A 17,288-nucleotide genomic window follows, 5' to 3' on the forward strand; every position below is an offset into this window, starting at 1 on the left:
GGCGGCGGCTTGTCGTCGTAGAACTGCGCGAGGAACGAGGCCAGCACCTCCTCGGGCGTGAATGATTTCTCCGCTTTGGGAAAATAGGCGCGGTTGCCCCAGTTCTGGCCGGTGCGGAAGAAGAACACCTCGACACAGGAATATCCGCCCTCTTGATGGATCGCGAAAACGTCGGCCTCTGGTACCGTTCTCGGATTGATGCCTTGCTGAGATTGAATCGCCGACAAGGCTGCGAGACGGTCGCGGTAAAGCGCTGCGGTTTCGAATTCGAGCGCAGCGGATGCCTTCTCCATCTCGGCCGCAAGTTCCTGCTTCACTGCCCGGCTCTTGCCCGACAGGAAGTCCTTGGCTTCGCGCACCAGTTCCGTATAGCCCGGAAAATCGATTTCCCCGGTGCACGGTCCGGCGCAGCGCTTGATCTGGTAAAGCAGGCACGGCCGGGTGCGGCTTTCGAAAAACGCATCCGTGCAGGAGCGCACCAGGAAGGCGCGCTGGAGCGCGGTGATGGTGCGATTGACCGCGCCGGCCGAAGCAAAGGGTCCGAAATATTGTCCGGGCCGGCTTTGCGCGCCGCGATGCTTGAGAATCTGCGGCGCCCAGTGATCGCCCGTGATCAGAATGTAGGGAAACGACTTGTCGTCGCGCAGTTGCACGTTGAAGCGCGGGCGCAACTGCTTGATCAGGTTGGCCTCGAGCAACAGCGCTTCGGTTTCGGTTGCCGTCGAAACGATCTCGACCGCGACGGTCGCTGCGATCATGCGCAGGATGCGCGCCGGCAGCGGTGAGGAGGCGCGGGCATAGGAAGAAAGCCGCTTGCGGACATTCTTGGCCTTGCCGACATAAAGCACATCGTTCGCCGCATTGAGCATGCGGTAGACGCCAGGCGAGGTCGGCGCGAGCTTGACCGCGTGCTCGATCGCGGCATGCCCGATCGCCAGCCGGCCTTCGGCGACGGCCTCATTGCCGTCTTCGGCGCCTTCTGCTTCCGGAAGCCGCGCCTCGTCCTCTTCGTCGGTCGCGACAATTGCAGGATCGATGTCGCCGGCAGCGAGATTCGGCGCCTGATCCGGCTGCGATGGGGAGCGCTCCTCCCTGTTGGTGCTGTTTGCCTGATTGGTCGATTCGCGAGCCATTGGACCTTAGAACATGGGACCTAAAACATGGGACCTGAAATATGGAACCTGGAATTTAGGTGTCGTCCTCGCCGCCCGCCAGTAACACTCCCTTAAGGCTACGAAGCCGCGAGTCTCAGGCCTTAACAACCCTTTAACTTAAAAGTCTCGATAAATCCGCAGAGAAAAAAGTGCAAATCCGTAACCATGCCGATGGCCAGGGGCTGAAGCACTTTCTGCGTGGAGTGTGCGTGATGAGCAGGATTGTTTTGGTCGCAGCGGCCGTGATCGCCGCAGTATGGACTTCTTCGGTTGAGGGCGCCGATCTGGGTTATGGCCAGCCTTACCAGCCTTACACCGTCAATCAGCCGCTCAACATCTACAGCTGGGCCGGGCCATACCTCGGCGGCAACGTCGGCTGGAATTGGGGTTCGGTCGACAACAATCCAACCAAGCCGTCGGGTCTCGTGGGTGGTGCGCAGGCCGGCTACAACTGGCAGACCGGTCCGTGGGTGTTCGGCGTCGAGGCCGACATTCAGGGCAATGGTGCGTCCGATACGTTTGCGCCCTGGAAATTCTCCAACCCGTGGTTTGGCACCGTCCGCGGCCGCGCCGGCTACGCCCTCAACAACATCCTGTTCTATGGCACCGCCGGCCTCGCCTACGGCGAATTGCAAGGCCAGACGTTTGGCCTGTCAGAGAGCCATACCAATGCCGGCTGGACCGTCGGGCTGGGTGCGGAAGTCGGGCTTGCCCGCAACTGGAGCGCCAAGGTCGAATATCTCTTTGTCGACTTGAACGACAGCAACTTCGTGATCACGGGCGCTCAGAACGGCTACAGCTTCGGCTTGCTGCGTGCCGGCGTGAACTATCGCTTCTAAGAATAAAAACAGCACCAACCACAAACTCCCGGCCGCGGCGGCGGCCGGGATCTTTTTTGACTCGGCTTACGAGACCACGAGGTTGACCGCCTTGGGCCCCTTGCCCTTCTTGTCCGGTTCGACCTCGAATGTGATGCGCTGTCCTTCGGTCAAATCCTTCAGACCGGCGCGCTCCACGGCGGTGATGTGAACGAACACATCGCGGCCGCCGTCGTCGGGCTTGATGAAGCCGTAGCCGCGTTCTCCGTTGAAGAACTTGACCGTTCCAGTCATGGCCATCGGGAAACCCTCCCCCCGCATTGCTCCGCCGCCACGCTCCTCTCGCGTGGTGGTCGACCGGACCTTCGCTGCGGACACTTCCGCCAGGGGTATTGGCCATCCAGGAGGGCCTGTAATGCGGGCCCTCCCTCAAAATCAGAAGAGGCCTTGTCACTCCGCCGCTACCATTCGCGGAAGCGGAACGTAAAGCCGATCCCAATAGTGACGAGCATAATACGGTTCCCGGCCAATTGCCTATCGGACTTTTAAGGGCGCAAGGGGTTGTGAGCTCAGGGTTTGGGTATCTCTAACCGGAAGCGTCCGGCGCCGCCCTGGCCGAGTGGCTTTTCCAGCTCGGGTAGGATCGTCTTCAACTCGGCTGCGAGCGTCCATGGCGGGTTGACGACCAGAAGGCCGGCCGAGGTGAGGCCAGTATCCGCAATTTGCGGCGCGACGCTGAATTCAAGGCGCAGACATTTTCCGGACGGTCTTGCTTGTTCGATTGCTTGCGTGACCTGCCGCGCCAGGTCGTCGGTCGCGCGCCGGCTCTTGGCCGGATACCACAACAGATAGCTGCCGGTCGGCCATTTCGCGTAAGCCTCGGCAAAGCCTTCGGCCAGCCGTTCGAACTCGTTCTTCTGCTCATAGGGCGGATCGATCAGGACAAGGCCGCGCCGCTCCTTCGGCGGCACGAAGGCGGGGAGCGCCGTCCAGCCGTCGAGATCGACCACGCGGGCCTGGGTGTCGCGCCGCAACGCTTCGATCAGCGCCTTTCGCGCGCCGGCTTCGACTTCGCAGGCGGTCAAGCGGTCCTGCGGCCGCAACAGCGCGCGCGAGATCAGCGGCGATCCCGGATAGGCCGCAATCTGCGCGCCTATCGGATTGAACGAGCGGACAATGTCGAGATAGGGCATGACCAGCGGCAGCGCGTTTTCCGAAAACCGCGCCTGCAGGACGCGCGCAATTCCGGTGAGCCATTCGCCACTGCGCTCGGCCTCTTCGCCGGTGAGATCATAAATGCCGGCGCCGGCGTGGGTGTCGATCACGCGAAAGGCGGCGTTCTTTTCCTGCAAATAAAGCAGGATGCGAACCAGCACGATGTGCTTGATGACGTCTGCAAAGTTGCCGGCGTGAAAGGCGTGACGGTAGTTCATGGCCCAGCACTACGCCACTACGCAGCGTGGGGCAAAGGCTCAGCGTCCCGGACGCGTTGCGGCGTAAAATGCCCCGGCGCAGAGCCGGGACCTACGCTTGGTGGCGGCAGATAGTGGGCCCCGGATCAGCAGCGCACCGCGCCGCAACCGCGGCGCATGCGCAGCATCCGGGGAGCGCCGATCACCCGCCCCTGACCGGCGGCATCGTCACCTGGTCGCGCTTGCAGGCGCGGCGATCGATCTCGTCGCAGCCGCGGAACTGCAAATCCTTGCCCATGCAGATGCGCACTTCGCTCAGCCGCGATCGATTGCACGTCACGGCGATCGCGTTGGCCGGAAGGCCCGGATTGGCCTTGATGAAGGCGTCCTCGACTTCAGCCGGCGCGACAGTTTTCGGATCGGCAAGGTTGATGAATTCGGGCGGGATCTTCACCGCTGCGCGGGCCTTGCGGATGGTTTCGAAATAACCGCGGGGGCCAAGGCCGGAGCAGGTGCCGTGCTTTTTCCATTCGTTGAAAATCAATCCCGGCGCCGGCATCAGGTCCAGCATCGAGGTCATGATGTTGCGGTCGAGCCAGGAATCCCGATCGCAATATTCGGGAAAGCCATGCTCATATTGCGGCCACAGGCCGTGGACCACGAAGGAAAAGGGTCTGCTGCCGCCGCACTGCACCTGTTGCGAGCGGCCGCTGTTGCCGCGTTCGGCCGCGTCCTCGCAGAAGGAGGGCGACCAGGACAGCGACAGCACATAAAAATCAAATTCGCCGGGGGTGTTTTGCCGCCCGTCCTGCGCGAAGGCGCTGGTGGTGGCGCCAAGGCCGATCGCCGCCGCAACAACGAGATAGCCGGAGACCGAAAAAATCCACGCCTTCGGACCAAAACCAAACCGAACCATAAGCCAAGCCCTCACTCCACGATCCCTGCCGGAACGGTAGCATGCAGCTGGAACATTTCAAGAACAAAAATAGATGTGCTAACCGACGACTGCCGGCCGCGCCTCAAGATGCTTCGAGGGAACGCCTTGGAATCAGGGCTTGGCGCCCGTGCAGTACGGGTTATAGGCCCAGTTGCGATCAAGGCCGGTGACGCACCATTCGACACCCTGGTCGTAGCCGGCAAAGCTGCCGTCCTCGATGATCGAGTAGTGTACGGCGTGAACCCTGCCGTCGCTCAGCATGACGTCGCCGCCGCAATAGCGGCGCGGAATGTTGTCGGACTGCCAGGGCCGATAGGCGATTTCATGGATTTTGCCGTACGCCGTGATCGTCAGCCTGGAATTCCAGTAGGTGCTCTCTTTTTCCTGGAATTGCGATGTGATCGTGCCCAGCGCCGCCTCGCAGGTCTTCAGCCGCCCTTCGTATTTCGGGCCGGTAAGCCAGAAGTTGAGTTCGAGCGGATTGGCTGCTTCGGCGGCCTGGCCGAATGCGAACAGGCCGAACACGGCCCCGAGCGCCGCGCCAAGGCTGGCTTTCCTGGCAGAGGAAAAAAGGTCACGCATCTTCGGCCCACCCCATGATTGAGCGAGACGAACCGTGCCGTGAAGCCTCCCCAAGGTCAAGTGCAGCGCGGCAACACCTGCCAATAACTCCTGGTAGTGCGGGGTCTAGTGTCCCGGTTCTGACATTCGTATCATGTCGCGGCGGGTTCGTTTACGAATGTCAGAACCAAAGGGACACTAGCAAATGTCTGATTCTAGTGAAGCTTTGACTCTGACGTTCCTTGGAGAGGTTGCCGCAAAACTGAAAGGAACGTCAGAGTCGCTTCACTAGTGCTTTTCAGGGCCCGCGATGCGCTCTAAGGTATTGCCCGAAATACACGGAGTAAGCGATGCGAATCATCAAGGCCGCTGTTCTCATGGGCGCCGCCGCCATGCTGTCGTGGGCACCGGCACGGGCCGATATCGTGCCACCGTTCAAAGGCAACGATACCGGCGGCATCATCTCCTACGAGCTGGCCCAGCGCGTCGATGCCCGTCAGCTCGCGGTCGAACACTGCGCCTCCTATGGCAAGGTGGCGAAATTTCTTGCGGTCGACGCCCAATATGGCGGCTACGTTTCCTTCGCCTGCCGCTGGGTGCCCTATGGCGCCAGTCAACGGCCGTTGCGCACCCTCTATTGAATCTTTTGCAAGCATTGCCTCTCTCATCCTCGTCGAGGCTCTCTCATCTTCGTCGAGGCCGGAGCGTGACCGATGACGCGTGAACTTGCTGCCGTTGGCCTCGGTCTATGTCTGCTGCTGGCCGTGCCCGCCGATGCGGTGCGCGCCGAGGAGTTGCCGATCCGCAAAGCCGGGCTCTGGGAAATGAAGATGATCAGGGCCGGCTCGGCGATGCCGGAACTGGCGATGCAGCACTGCACCGACGAGACCGTCGACAAGGAAATGCACAACATGGTCTCGCCGATGGCGAAGCAAATCTGCTCCAGGCAGGATATCCAGAAGACGGCGACCGGCTATGTCACCGATTCCGTCTGCAGCGTCGCCGGCGTCGCGGTCTCCTCCCATTCGGAGGTCACGGGCGACTTCAATTCCGCCTATACGGTCACGACGACCTCGCACAGCGATCTCGGCAGCAAGGCTGCGCCGCACGACACCGTGACCAGGATAGAGGCGAAATGGCTCGGCGCCTGCAAGCCGGATCAGAAGCCGGGTGACATCATCATGCCCGGCGGCGGCTTCAAGCTGAACGTCAAGGACGCGGCGAAACTCCGCAACCTCTTGCCCGGCGCCAAGTAGCAGCTACACCGGAATTCGTACCGCGGCCCGCAGGCCGCCCATCGGACTGTCGCCGAGCGTGATGTCGCCGCCGTGCGAGCGGGCGATGTCGCGGGCGATCGCAAGCCCCAGTCCCGTTCCGCCTTCGTCCTGGTTGCGGGCACCGTCGAGCCGCAGGAACGGCTTGAATACTTCCTCGCGCATGGCCTGTGGGATGCCGGGGCCGTCATCGTCGACCGTCACGGTCAGATAGCGGTGGTCGCGCTGGCCGGTGATCGAAATGCCGTTGGCGTGCCGCGCGGCGTTCGACACCAGATTGGCGAGGCAGCGCTTGAAGGCGGCTGGCTTCACCGTCACCACCGGAAGCCCCTGGAAGGCGACGGTTGCGGTATGGCCGTTGCGTTCGGCGTCGCTGCGTAATTCTTCCAGCGCCAGCGTCATGTCGGTCGGTTGCGCCACCTCGCCGGTATCGCCGCGCGCAAACGCCAGATAGTCCTCCAGCATTCCCGACATTTCGTCGATATCCTTGCGCATGGCGTCGACTTCGGGGCTGTCGCCGATCAGCGCGAGTTCGAGCTTGAAGCGGGTCAGGATCGTGCGCAGATCGTGCGAGACGCCGGCCAGCATCGCGGTACGCTGTTCGATCGAACGCTCGATGCGCGATTTCATCTCGAGGAACGCCTGCGCGGCGCGGCGCACTTCGCGTGCTCCGCGCGGGCGGAAGTTCGGTGCTTCGCGGCCCATGCCGAAACTCTCGGCGGCGTCCGCCAGCCGCAGGATGGGGCGGATCTGGTTGTGCAGGAACAAGACGGCGACGATCAGGAGGATCGAGGACGTGCCGACCATCCAGAACAGGAAGATTTCCCAGTTCGCTGCGTAGGCCGCGCTGCGCTGGGCGAACACGCGCATCACCGAGTCATCGAGCTGAATGCGGATCTCCACCAGATTGGACCGGCCGACGGTGTCGATCCAGAACGGCTTGGCGATCTGCCGCGAAATCTGCACCGACAGCGACTGGTCGAGCAGCGAGAAGAACGGCTTCGGCCCCGGCGGCGGCATGCTGTCCGGCGCAAGAAAATCCACCACAAGCCCGAGCCGTTGCTGGGCGATACGCCGAAGCTGCGAATGGTCCTTGTCTTGCGGGTAGCTCTTGTAAATGTCGATCAGCGCGGCAACGTCCGACACGACGGCCGCTGACAGGTGCCGCGTCACCGTATTCCAGTGCCGCTCCATGAAGACGAAGGCCACGACCGATTGCAGCACGACCATCGGCACGATCACGATCAACAACGCGCGGGCGAACAGTCCGGTCGGCATCCAGCCCTTGAAGGCGTTGCCCATCCGGCCATTGGCCGCCGCAACTCGTCCTGCGGCGGTGCGGATGAAGGTGAGGGCGGTGTCGAGCGGCGCGGATTTAACGTTCGCCAGCCACCTGCCGCGATTCTCCGAGGCGAACGTCAAATCCAAAGCTCCACTTGTATCTCTGGTTTGCTCATCGGCGAGTGGGCTAGTGGTCCGATTCTAACATTCGCACCCCATCTCGGCGGCCCCTTTTGCGAATGTTAGAATCAAAGGACCACTAGCAGATATATGTTTCTAGTGGAGTTTAGGATTTGACATTCGCATTGCGAATTCGTGGCTAGGTGGGTAGCGAATGTCAAATCCACTCCACTAAGGCGAGGCGACGAGGCGATAGCCAATGCCGCGTACCGCCTGCAGGAACAGCGGATTGGCCGGGTCGCGCTCGATCTTGCGCCGCAGGCGGTTGATCTGCACGTCGACCGCGCGCTCGTTCACGGTGCCGTCGCCGGTGAGTGCGTTGCGCGGCACCGTTTCGCCGCGTGCCAGCGCGAGAACCCGCAGCATGTCCCGTTCGCGGTCGGTGAGGCGGATGACTTCCTCGCCTTGCCGCAGTTCGCCGCGCTCCAGATGATAGACATAAGGGCCGAACGCGATCTGCTCCAGCGTCTCCACCGGCGGCGGAGCGGTGCGCTTGAGGATATTGCCGATGCGCAAGGAGAGCTCGCGCGGTTCAAACGGCTTGGCGACGTAGTCGTCGGCGCCGAGTTGCAAGCCCTCGATCCGGCTTTCCGCCTCGTGGCGTGCCGTCAGCATGACGATTGGCACCGACGACGAGGTTCGGATAAATCGGGCCAGGTCAAAGCCGGTTTCGCCCGGCATCATCACGTCGAGGATCAGCAGGTCGAAATGCAGGCCGTTGAGCTTGGCGCGCGCATCCTTGGCGCTCATCGCCGTGGTGACGCGGTAGCCTTCGCCACACAGGAAACGCGACAATAGATCGCGGATGCGTCGATCGTCGTCGACGAGCAACAGATGCGGCGCGTCGTCGGCCGGCTTCGTTGGCGTTCGTGCGGCGGTTGCTGCTGCCTCGGCCACGTCTATTCCTTTGCCTTTGTGCCGGAGGGCGGGAGACCGAAAATGGCTTCCAGCACCTTGTCCGGATCGTCGCGATCGATCATCGCGCGCAGGAATTGCCGGATCGTCTCCAGGCCTGCGGGCTCGACGCCGCGCAGCGCGCGATTGAGCCGTTCGGTTTGCAGCCCTGCGAGCTTCCCGACCAGCGCCTCGCCCTTGGGGGTGGCGAAAAGAAGGCGCTGGCGGCGATCGTTGTTGCCGGCCTTCTGCACAATATAGCCTTCGTCGAGCAGTTGTTTCAGAACGCGCCCGAGCGATTGCTTGGTGATCCGCAACACGTCGAGCAGGTCGGCGACCTTGAGGCCGGGGTAGCGGTGAACGAAGTGCATCACGCGATGGTGCGCGCGCCCGAAGCCGAACGCTTCCAGCTCGTGATCCGCATCGCCGACGAAGTCGCGATAGGCGAAAAACAACAGCTCGATGAGGTCCCAGCGCAGTCCTGAAGAAGTCGCATTCGCCACGCGCCCCTCGGCTGGCTTGGAGCCGGCAGTCGCAGTCGGGTTCGATAAAATTACGTCAGGCATATTGACATATCTGAGGTTCAATGTTACAAAATGGCCGTTCGCGACGAAATATTAGACCGTCTTGTGCACTCGCGGGGCTGGGCAGCCCTGGGATACCGGGCATTTGACGGCAGGCTCGCGAATGGGTTGACCGTGCGATTGTCCAGCGGCATCTCGGCGACCATACTGGACTTCAGCCCTCCACAAAAGCATGTCCTCACGGAGCCTTTGTGGGAAGACCGGCCATCAAGCCGGTGGTGAAGTCCGGATCCAACAGGCCGGCAATCCCGGAGAAAGGCCGGCGCCAAAATCGTGCCGGTTTCGACAGGGTAACAAGGGCGAGAAAGAAAAAATGAGTTTGAAATTCGAAATCCGCACCGCAGCCAATCCGACGGCTGAAAAGGATCGTGCGGCGAAGCTCGAAAATCCCGGTTTCGGTCGGGTGTTCAGCGATCACATGGCTATTGTCCGCTATCGCCAGGGCGAGGGCTGGCATAGCGCGCGTATCGAATCGCGGGCGAACTTTCCGCTCGATCCCGCCGGCGCTGTGCTGCATTACGCGCAGGAGATCTTTGAAGGGCTCAAAGCCTACAAGCGCGACGATGGCGGCGTGAACCTGTTCCGTCCCGACGCCAATGCAAAGCGGTTCCAGAGTTCGGCCGAGCGCATGGCCATGGCGCTGTTGCCCGAGGATGTCTTCATTGAAGCGGTCGAGCAGCTTGTGCGGATCGATCGCGCCTGGATTCCGGGCGGCGAGGGCAGTCTTTATCTGCGGCCCTTCATGATCGCGAGCGAGGTCTTTCTCGGCGTCAAGCCTTCCGCCGAATATATCTTCTCGGTCATCGCTTCCCCGGTCGGCTCCTACTTCAAGGGCGGACCGGCGCCGGTGTCGATCTGGGTGTCGGAGAATTATACGCGCGCCGCGATCGGCGGCACCGGTGCAGTGAAATGCGGCGGCAATTATGCCGCAAGCCTGCGCGCCCAGGCCGAGGCGATCGATCACGGCTGCGATCAGGTCGTCTTCCTCGATGCGGTCGAGCGCCGCTACATCGAGGAACTCGGCGGCATGAACATCTTCTTTGTGTTCGAGGACGGTTCGCTCATAACGCCGCCGCTCGGCACCATCCTGCCGGGTATCACCCGCGACTCGATCATCGCGCTGCTCCGGGATTCCGGCACAGTGGTGCGCGAGGAACCCTACACGATTGACCAGTGGCGCAAGGATGCCGCCAGCGGCAGGCTGAAAGAGGCGTTCGCCTGCGGCACGGCCGCCGTCATCTCGCCCATCGGCAAGGTCTGTTCGGCGAGCGGCGATTTTGTCATCAGCGGCGGCGCCGCCGGTCCGGTCGCCATGGGGCTGCGCAAGACGCTGGTCGACATCCAGTACGGCCGCACCAACGACCCGCACAACTGGATCCGGAAGGTTTTTTAGTTCGCGGTTGGCTCTTCACCTTCTCCCCTTGCGGGAGAAGGTGGCGCGGACAACGTCCGCGTCGGATGAGGGGTCCGTAACCGCGGATAGAGACCCCTCATCCGGCTCAATCTCCCTGCGGTCGATCTCGCCACCTTCTCCCGCAAGGGGAGAAGGGAAGGAAGCAAGGTTGCCGCTTCACGCTCTGGCTGATACCAACGCGCGGATCATGGCCGACAAACCGAAAAAGCCGCAAAAGCTGAAGGCGCGCCTGCCGCGCGGGCTGGAAGATCGTGGTCCCGCCGCGATCAATGCCACCCGGCAGATGGTGGAGAAAATCCGCGCCGTCTACGAGCGTTACGGTTTCGAGCCGGTGGAAACGCCGGCGTTCGAATACACCGACGCGCTCGGCAAGTTCCTGCCCGACCAGGACCGGCCGAACGAGGGCGTGTTCTCGTTCCAGGACGACGACGAGCAGTGGATTTCGTTGCGCTATGACCTGACCGCGCCGCTGGCGCGCTATGTCGCTGAACGCTACGGCACCGAGAATCTCGTACTGCCCTATCGCTCCTATCGCTTCGGCTATGTCTATCGCAACGAGAAGCCGGGACCCGGCCGTTTCCGGCAATTCATGCAGTTCGATGCGGACACCATCGGCACCGCGGCGGGTGGCCAGTCGAGCGCGGCGGCCGACGCCGAGATGTGCATGATGGCCGCCGACACGATGGAAGCGCTCGGCATTCCCCGCGGCTCCTATGTTGTGAAGGTCAATAACCGCAAGCTGCTCGATGGGGTGCTGGAGAGCATCGGGCTCGGCGGCGATGAGAATGCGGGACGCAGGCTCACCGTGCTGCGGGCGCTAGACAAATACGATCGGCTAGGCAGGTCCGGTGTTAAGGAGCTGTTGCAGGCTGGACGCAGAGATGAAAGCGGCGATTATACTAAAGGCGCTAGCCTTGATGACGATTCCGTCAATCTCCTTCTGTGGTTCTTGACGCTGAGAAGCAGCGGCTGGGCGTTTGAGCAAGCGACAGTTGAGCAGTTCAATCCTCCCATTCACCTTTCCTCGGGCGAAACCGGATCAAAGACGACCGACATGTTGTCTGCGATGGAAAACTCGCAATATCGAAAGAGTGCAGTCTTTCTCGAAGGAGCCGCAGAGTTTCGCGATCTTGAGCGGATTGTCGTGACCTCAGGATATGATGATGGCCGCATCATCATCGATCCGTCCGTCGTTCGCGGGCTCGAATACTACACCGGGCCGGTCTACGAGGTCGAACTCCTGCTCGAGACCAAAGACGAAAAGGGCCGCCCGGTGCGGTTCGGCTCGGTCGGCGGCGGCGGACGGTATGACGGCCTGGTCTCGCGCTTCCGCGGCGAGGTCGTGCCGGCAACCGGATTTTCCATCGGCGTTTCGCGCTTGCAGGCCGCGCTGACGATGCTGGGCAAGCTCGACACGCGACCGGAAGCCGGTCCCGTTGTCGTGACTGTGTTTGATCGCGACCGCGTCGCCGATTATCAGAAGATGGTCGCGCAACTGCGTGGTGCGGGCATCCGTGCCGAGCTCTATCTCGGCAATCCCAAGAACATGGGCAATCAACTGAAATATGCCGATCGCCGCAACGCGCCCTGCGTCGTAATTCAGGGTAGCGACGAGAAGGCTCGAGGCGAAGTGCAAATCAAGGACCTGATCGAGGGTGCGAAGGCCGCGGCGGCGATCGCCTCCAACCAGGAATGGCGGGAGAGCCGTCCTGCGCAGTTCTCCTGCCGCGAGGAAGAACTTGTTGCCAAGGTGCGCGAGGTGCTGGCGAGGCATGACGTAAATTGGAATTGAATTCGTCATTCGCGGGCTTGACCCGCGCATCCACCAAATGATGGATTGCCGGATCACGGCAATGACGGCGTGGCGATGTAAAAAAGCAAGGGGAGTTATAACTATGCCCGAAATCACCATCAGCATGGCCGCCGGCCGCACCGACGAGCAGAAGGTCGGGATGATGCGCGACATCACGCAAGCGCTGGTGAAGAACCTCGGCGTCGATGCCGAAGCGGTCGTGATCCAGATCAACGAGGCGCCCTTGATCCACAAGATGAAGGGCGGCCAGAGCTTCGTCGAACGCTTCGCGAAGAAGTAGACATGGACGCACGTGACGTCATCAAGATCGGCATGAGCGCCGAACGAAGCCTGATCGTGCCGGTCGAGCGCACGGTCGGGCATTTCGTACCCGGCATGCCGATGGTGTTTGCGACGCCGATGATGATCCTCGAGATGGAGCTGGCTTCCGCCGATGCCATCAAACCCTGCCTCGATCAGGGCTGGGTCACGGTCGGCACTGAGGTCGATATCCGCCATCTGGCGGCGACGCCGGTCGGGGCAACGGTGCGAACGCTCGCACGGGTCGTCGCGGTGGAGCGGCGCCTGATCCGGTTCGAAGTGGAAGCGTTCGACGACAAGCGCCGCATCGGCGACGGTCGCCATGCCCGCGGCCTCGTCAATGTCGAGGCGTTCACCAAGCAGTTCGGCAAGACCTGAGTACTGTCGCCGCTACTTCGCCAATTCCTTCGAGCGCCGCGTGGCTGCGGCGACCGCGCGCGTCATCAGCGATTGCAGGCCGTCCTTGCCCATCAGCACTTCCAGCGCAGCGGCCGTGGTGCCGCCGGGTGAGGTGACATTCTGGCGCAGCGTAGCGGTCGCAAGATCGGAACGGTGCAACAACTCGCCGGAGCCTGCGACGGTTTCGCGCGCAAGTTTTGTCGCGAGCCGCTCCGGCAATCCCGCCGCAACGCCGGCACGCGCCAGTTCCTCGGCGAGCAGGAAGACATAGGCCGGGCCGGAGCCGGAGACCGCGGTGACTGCGTCCATCAGGCTTTCGTCGCTGACCCACTCGACCGCGCCGGCGGCGCGTAGCAGCGCATCGGCCGTATCGCGCTGTGCGGAACTGACGTCCTTCGCCGCGACCGCAACCGTGATGCCGCGGCCGATCGCTGCCGGCGTGTTGGGCATGGCGCGCACGACATGGCCGCCCAGCACTTCGCCGAGCGAGGCGATCGTCATTCCGGCCATGATCGATACCACCAGCGTCGCGGCATCGACATAAGGCTTCAGGCCTGGACCGGCCTCGCGAAACGCTTGCGGCTTCAGCGCGACCACGAAGGCCGCCGCCGGCCCGGTCTCCTTCGGCGAGGGGTTGAGGCGCACGCCTTTGGCCAGGTACGCGCGGATGTCGTCCGACGGGTGCGGTTCGATCACCGCCGCGCGGCCGGGATCGAGGCCTTGGGCGAGCCAGCCCGACAGCAGCGCGCCGCCCATCTTGCCTGCGCCGGCGAGGACGACGGTGCCGGAGATGTTTTGCAGGGCGTTATTGGTCACCACTTTCACCGCAAATAAAGTCGCCGTCCCGGCGGAACGCCGGGACCCCCGCGCGAGCACTTGCTCGTCGCGTACCACGGTCGTTTGTAGTGGATGGAGATATCGACAACAAGCGTCGCGACAGCAACGGCTGCCGCAGCGTATGGGTCCCTGCTTTCCGCAGGGACGACAGTTACGCCTCGCCCTGGGTGTCGAACATCGCAGCGCTCATGGCCTCGGCCGCGGACTTGCCGGCCCAGACCACGAACTGCAGCGCCGGATAGTAGCGTTCGCAAGCGTGGAGCGCGCTGACCAGCATGGTCTCGCATTGCGCCGTGGAGGCAGCCATCCCGCCCGGCAATACCAGTGCCTGGCGGTACATGATCATGCCGGTATGGGTCCAGATGTCGAAGTGCCCGACCCATAATTGCTCGTTGATCGCGGCAATCAGGCGCTGCACTTCGCCACGCCGCGGCTCCGGAATCTTCATGTCGAAGGCACAGGCCAGATGCAGCGCCTCGATTTCGTTCATCCAGGTGAAGGAGAGTTGGTAATCGGTCCAGTTCCCCTTGGAGACGATGGTGATTTCGTCGTCGCCCGAGCGCTCGAACGACAGGTTGTTATCGGCGGCGACGTGCTCGACGACCGCAAGAGGGTTGTTGCTGGAATCGATAGTGCCTTCGAGGAGGGACATGCCGTCTCGACCTTGCCTTTTCAAAAATCAGGATACGAGCGATACGCACGCAACGCGCCGGCATGCGCGCGCATTTCGCGCCGCGGCGGCTGCACTCACCGATGATCCTTCGCGACGGGATCAGGGCTTGCCGAACGAAGTGATGTGATTTGCGGAATCCGCGCAACGGCACGGCGAATCCATCCACAGCCTATGGTGAAATCGTCCACAACTCTTCGCGCGCGTTAACCTTTGCAGGAGAACAAACCGGAATCGGATTCGTTCGTCGCCCAAATCGTTAATTTTTGTGGGCCCAGGGAACGGCTGAAGGCCCGCTGCCCCGGCCCGCTCCGCGCCGGGTCGTGATCTGGACCGGGCGGCGAGGGTCCTTGCTGGCGAAGGCGTCGCTCGCCATAATTCGCTCCACGATGCGTGGGTAGCGGACTCCCGTCGCGGAAAGTAGAGGAGACGCCATGAGTCAAACGCCACAGGAAGGCGCCGCCAGCGCCGGATCTTCTGAAGCCGCCGCATCGCCGCCGGTTCATCCGCGTTTCGCAAAACCGCAACGGGTCGCCTTCGTGCAGTCCGCCTGGCACAGCGATGTTGTGGCCGAGTGCCGCGGCGCCTTCCTTGCCGAAATCGAGGCGCGCCATATTGCGCGCGCGCATGTCGATGTGTTCGAAGTGCCAGGCTCCTTCGAGATTCCCCTGCACGTCCAGCTGCTGGCCAAGACCCGCCGCTACACCGCGATCGTCGCCGCCGGACTTGTGGTCGACGACGAGCATATCGCCGAAACCGTGATCCGGGCCCTGATGGACGTCCAGCTGCGCACCGAAATCCCGGTATTCTCGGCGGTGGTAACGCCGCAGCAATTTCGCGATACGGCCGATGCCGAGTTCCTGCGACGGCATTTTGCTTCCAAGGGCATCGAGGTCGCAGAAGCCTGCGCCAACACGCTGCTCAGCCTGGAACGGCTGCGCGGTCAGGTCGCTGCGGGCATCGTCTAGAGAGCACCCCGCGCTGCGCCCTTGTGGCCGTTCCCGGTTAAGATTACGATTTAACTAATAATTAAGTATGCGTTTGCGGGCGCCAAACGCACTGCCTAGCGTGCTCGTGGAAATTGCCCGCAATCATCAATCGGTGCGTGTCATGAAGTTCAGAATGTACGGGATGCTGACGGCGTCTCTCGGTGCAATGGTGTTGTTGTTGACTGCCGACCAAACGTTCGCAGCCTCGAGAGGCGGTTTCCACGGAGGAGCGCATCTGACACCCCACCACATGGGCCACTTTCGGCATCATCGCGGCCAGCAGCAGGGCGCCATCTTCTGGCCGGGGTTTGACGATTCCTTCAACGGCTATGGGGGCTACGGGCCGACTGGCGAGGCCGTGCTGGATGGAACCCAGCCGCTGCCGGGCGATATCAGTAACTCCAATGCCGCCGTGATCCCGTGGGATTGGGCTCATCGATATCCGCCGACGGTCGTTCCGTCGGCGCGGCCCTATGTCTCCAGTTGTGGCGCGGAGACCCTGACGGTTCCCGACGCGCATGGCGGAACGGGACAGGTCAATATTGTCAGGTGCTATTAAAGCGTTTTCAAGCGAAGTGGGAACCGGTTCGCGTGAAGAAAACGCGTCAAAAAATAGAGTCCCGGTTTTGATCCAATCGAAACCGGATAGGCTCTAAACGACGGTCCGCCTATCAGTCGAACAGGCTCGATACCGATTCTTCCGAAGCCGTCCGGCCGATTGCCTCGGCGATCAGGTCGGCAATCGACAGCGTGCGGATATTCGACGATTTCCTGACCGCTTCGGTCGGCTGGATCGAGTCGGTAATCACGAGTTCCTTCAGCCGCGACGAGGCAACCCGGGTTACGGCGCCACCGGAGAGCACGCCGTGGGTGATATAGGCGTAGACTTCCTTGGCGCCGTTGGCGAGTAGCGCGTCCGCGGCATTCACCAGCGTTCCGCCGGAATCGACGATGTCGTCGACCAGGACGCAGGTGTAGCCGGCGACATCGCCGATCACGTTCATCACTTCGGATTCGCCGGCGCGCTCACGGCGCTTGTCGATGATGGCGAGCGGCGCGTTGATGCGTTTGGCAAGACCGCGGGCGCGGACCACGCCGCCGACGTCGGGCGACACCACCATCACATTGCCGAGGTCGAACCGTTCGCGGATATCGCGCACCATCACCGGCGAGGCGTAGAGATTGTCGGTCGGAATGTCGAAAAAGCCCTGGATCTGGCCGGCGTGCAGATCGAGCGTCATGACGCGGTCGGCGCCGGCATGGGTGATCAGGTTGGCCACCAGCTTGGCCGAGATCGGCGTGCGCGGGCCGGCCTTGCGGTCCTGCCGGGCATAGCCGAAATACGGCACCACCGCGGTGATGCGGCGCGCCGATGCGCGGCGCAGCGCGTCGGTGATGATCAAAAGCTCCATCAGGTGGTCGTTGGCGGGAAACGAGGTCGACTGGATCACGAACACGTCGGAACCGCGGACGTTTTCCTGGATCTCGACGAAGATTTCCATGTCCGCGAAGCGGCGGACGATCGCCTTGGTCAGGGGCAGGTCCAGCCAGTTGGCAATTTCCTTCGCCAGCACCGGGTTGGAATTGCCGGCGACAAGCTTGATCGAGCCGTTCTTGGCCGACATCGAGGCTTCTCCCCGCGCCCTGCTGGAGACAACGTTCAGCATATCGCAATGCCCACAAAATAGCGCGTTTCGACAAGCGGGGTGATATCAAGGCCGTAGCCCGGCTGGCAACCCGTCCGCCCAGTTTTCCCGGGCAAAAATGGCCG

Annotated in this window: 20 protein-coding genes; 9 read left to right on the forward strand and 11 right to left on the reverse strand. The window is 62.4% G+C overall.

Annotation, left to right across the window (positions count from 1 at the left end):
- Nucleotides 1-1,133 (reverse strand): excinuclease ABC subunit UvrC (gene uvrC, locus M6D32_RS11370; RefSeq protein ID WP_298256045.1); only part of this gene is annotated, 1,133 nt, incomplete at its 3' end.
- 233 nt (nt 1,134-1,366) lie between these two features.
- On the opposite strand from uvrC, the gene M6D32_RS11375 reads away from it, so the two are divergent.
- Entirely contained in the window at nt 1,367-1,993 is a 627-nt protein-coding gene (locus M6D32_RS11375; RefSeq protein ID WP_298256047.1) for an outer membrane protein, read from the forward strand.
- A 66-nt stretch (nt 1,994-2,059) separates the two neighbouring features.
- Here M6D32_RS11375 and M6D32_RS11380 read toward each other — a convergent pair whose 3' ends face one another.
- The 4 genes from M6D32_RS11380 to M6D32_RS11395 all read right to left on the reverse strand — a co-directional run bounded on the left by M6D32_RS11380 (nt 2,060) and on the right by M6D32_RS11395 (nt 4,903).
- Entirely contained in the window at nt 2,060-2,272 is a 213-nt protein-coding gene (locus tag M6D32_RS11380; protein ID WP_016844477.1) for a cold-shock protein, read from the reverse strand.
- 269 nt (nt 2,273-2,541) lie between these two features.
- On the reverse strand, nt 2,542-3,405 hold the full coding sequence (rlmJ, locus tag M6D32_RS11385; protein WP_298256060.1) for a 23S rRNA (adenine(2030)-N(6))-methyltransferase RlmJ: 864 nt from the start codon (nt 3,403-3,405) through the stop codon (nt 2,542-2,544).
- 181 nt (nt 3,406-3,586) lie between these two features.
- Complete coding sequence (locus M6D32_RS11390; protein WP_298256062.1) at nt 3,587-4,315, reverse strand: ribonuclease T2; 729 nt, start codon at nt 4,313-4,315, stop codon at nt 3,587-3,589.
- Between the two features lie 117 nt (nt 4,316-4,432).
- Nucleotides 4,433-4,903 carry a hypothetical protein gene (locus tag M6D32_RS11395; RefSeq protein ID WP_298256064.1) on the reverse strand — a complete coding sequence of 157 codons (471 nt, stop codon included), beginning with the start codon at nt 4,901-4,903 and terminating at the stop codon, nt 4,433-4,435.
- A 329-nt stretch (nt 4,904-5,232) separates the two neighbouring features.
- On the opposite strand from M6D32_RS11395, the gene M6D32_RS11400 reads away from it, so the two are divergent.
- Both M6D32_RS11400 and M6D32_RS11405 read left to right on the forward strand, forming a co-directional pair.
- A complete protein-coding gene (locus M6D32_RS11400; RefSeq protein WP_298256066.1) occupies nt 5,233-5,523 on the forward strand; it encodes a hypothetical protein in 291 nt (96 codons plus the stop codon).
- A 72-nt stretch (nt 5,524-5,595) separates the two neighbouring features.
- Nucleotides 5,596-6,138 carry a DUF3617 family protein gene (locus M6D32_RS11405; protein ID WP_298256068.1) on the forward strand — a complete coding sequence of 181 codons (543 nt, stop codon included), beginning with the start codon at nt 5,596-5,598 and terminating at the stop codon, nt 6,136-6,138.
- Between the two features lie 3 nt (nt 6,139-6,141).
- Here M6D32_RS11405 and M6D32_RS11410 read toward each other — a convergent pair whose 3' ends face one another.
- From M6D32_RS11410 to M6D32_RS11420, 3 genes are all read right to left on the reverse strand, one after another.
- Entirely contained in the window at nt 6,142-7,545 is a 1,404-nt protein-coding gene (locus M6D32_RS11410) for an ATP-binding protein (RefSeq protein WP_298256148.1), read from the reverse strand.
- A gap of 243 nt (nt 7,546-7,788) precedes the next feature.
- Nucleotides 7,789-8,514, reverse strand: coding sequence for a response regulator transcription factor (locus tag M6D32_RS11415; protein ID WP_298256070.1), 726 nt, complete (start codon nt 8,512-8,514; stop codon nt 7,789-7,791).
- Between the two features lie 2 nt (nt 8,515-8,516).
- On the reverse strand, nt 8,517-9,077 hold the full coding sequence (locus M6D32_RS11420) for a MarR family transcriptional regulator (RefSeq protein ID WP_298256072.1): 561 nt from the start codon (nt 9,075-9,077) through the stop codon (nt 8,517-8,519).
- 331 nt (nt 9,078-9,408) lie between these two features.
- Here M6D32_RS11420 and M6D32_RS11425 point away from each other — a divergent pair, with 331 nt between their 5' ends.
- From M6D32_RS11425 to M6D32_RS11440, 4 genes are all read left to right on the forward strand, one after another.
- Entirely contained in the window at nt 9,409-10,488 is a 1,080-nt protein-coding gene (locus M6D32_RS11425; protein ID WP_298256074.1) for a branched-chain amino acid aminotransferase, read from the forward strand.
- Nucleotides 10,489-10,696: 208 nt separating this feature from the next.
- A complete protein-coding gene (gene hisS, locus M6D32_RS11430; RefSeq protein WP_298256076.1) occupies nt 10,697-12,301 on the forward strand; it encodes a histidine--tRNA ligase in 1,605 nt (534 codons plus the stop codon).
- A 103-nt stretch (nt 12,302-12,404) separates the two neighbouring features.
- On the forward strand, nt 12,405-12,602 hold the full coding sequence (locus tag M6D32_RS11435; protein WP_298256078.1) for a tautomerase family protein: 198 nt from the start codon (nt 12,405-12,407) through the stop codon (nt 12,600-12,602).
- Nucleotides 12,603-12,604: 2 nt separating this feature from the next.
- Complete coding sequence (locus M6D32_RS11440; RefSeq protein ID WP_298256080.1) at nt 12,605-13,000, forward strand: thioesterase family protein; 396 nt, start codon at nt 12,605-12,607, stop codon at nt 12,998-13,000.
- A gap of 12 nt (nt 13,001-13,012) precedes the next feature.
- Here the strand turns inward: M6D32_RS11440 and proC are convergent, their stop codons facing one another.
- Nucleotides 13,013-13,846: a pyrroline-5-carboxylate reductase gene (gene proC / locus M6D32_RS11445; RefSeq protein WP_298256082.1), complete on the reverse strand. Its 834-nt coding sequence runs from the start codon at nt 13,844-13,846 to the stop codon at nt 13,013-13,015.
- 163 nt (nt 13,847-14,009) lie between these two features.
- Complete coding sequence (locus M6D32_RS11450; protein WP_298256084.1) at nt 14,010-14,510, reverse strand: YbjN domain-containing protein; 501 nt, start codon at nt 14,508-14,510, stop codon at nt 14,010-14,012.
- A gap of 452 nt (nt 14,511-14,962) precedes the next feature.
- On the opposite strand from M6D32_RS11450, the gene M6D32_RS11455 reads away from it, so the two are divergent.
- Nucleotides 14,963-15,496, forward strand: a complete 534-nt coding sequence (locus tag M6D32_RS11455) for a 6,7-dimethyl-8-ribityllumazine synthase (protein ID WP_298256085.1) — start codon at nt 14,963-14,965, stop codon at nt 15,494-15,496.
- A gap of 142 nt (nt 15,497-15,638) precedes the next feature.
- Nucleotides 15,639-16,076, forward strand: coding sequence for a hypothetical protein (locus M6D32_RS11460; protein WP_298256087.1), 438 nt, complete (start codon nt 15,639-15,641; stop codon nt 16,074-16,076).
- Between the two features lie 112 nt (nt 16,077-16,188).
- Here M6D32_RS11460 and M6D32_RS11465 read toward each other — a convergent pair whose 3' ends face one another.
- Complete coding sequence (locus M6D32_RS11465; RefSeq protein WP_298256089.1) at nt 16,189-17,142, reverse strand: ribose-phosphate pyrophosphokinase; 954 nt, start codon at nt 17,140-17,142, stop codon at nt 16,189-16,191.
- Between the last annotated feature and the right edge of the window lie 146 nt (nt 17,143-17,288).

This window comes from Bradyrhizobium sp., assembly GCF_027307225.1.
Taxonomy (GTDB): domain Bacteria; phylum Pseudomonadota; class Alphaproteobacteria; order Rhizobiales; family Xanthobacteraceae; genus Bradyrhizobium.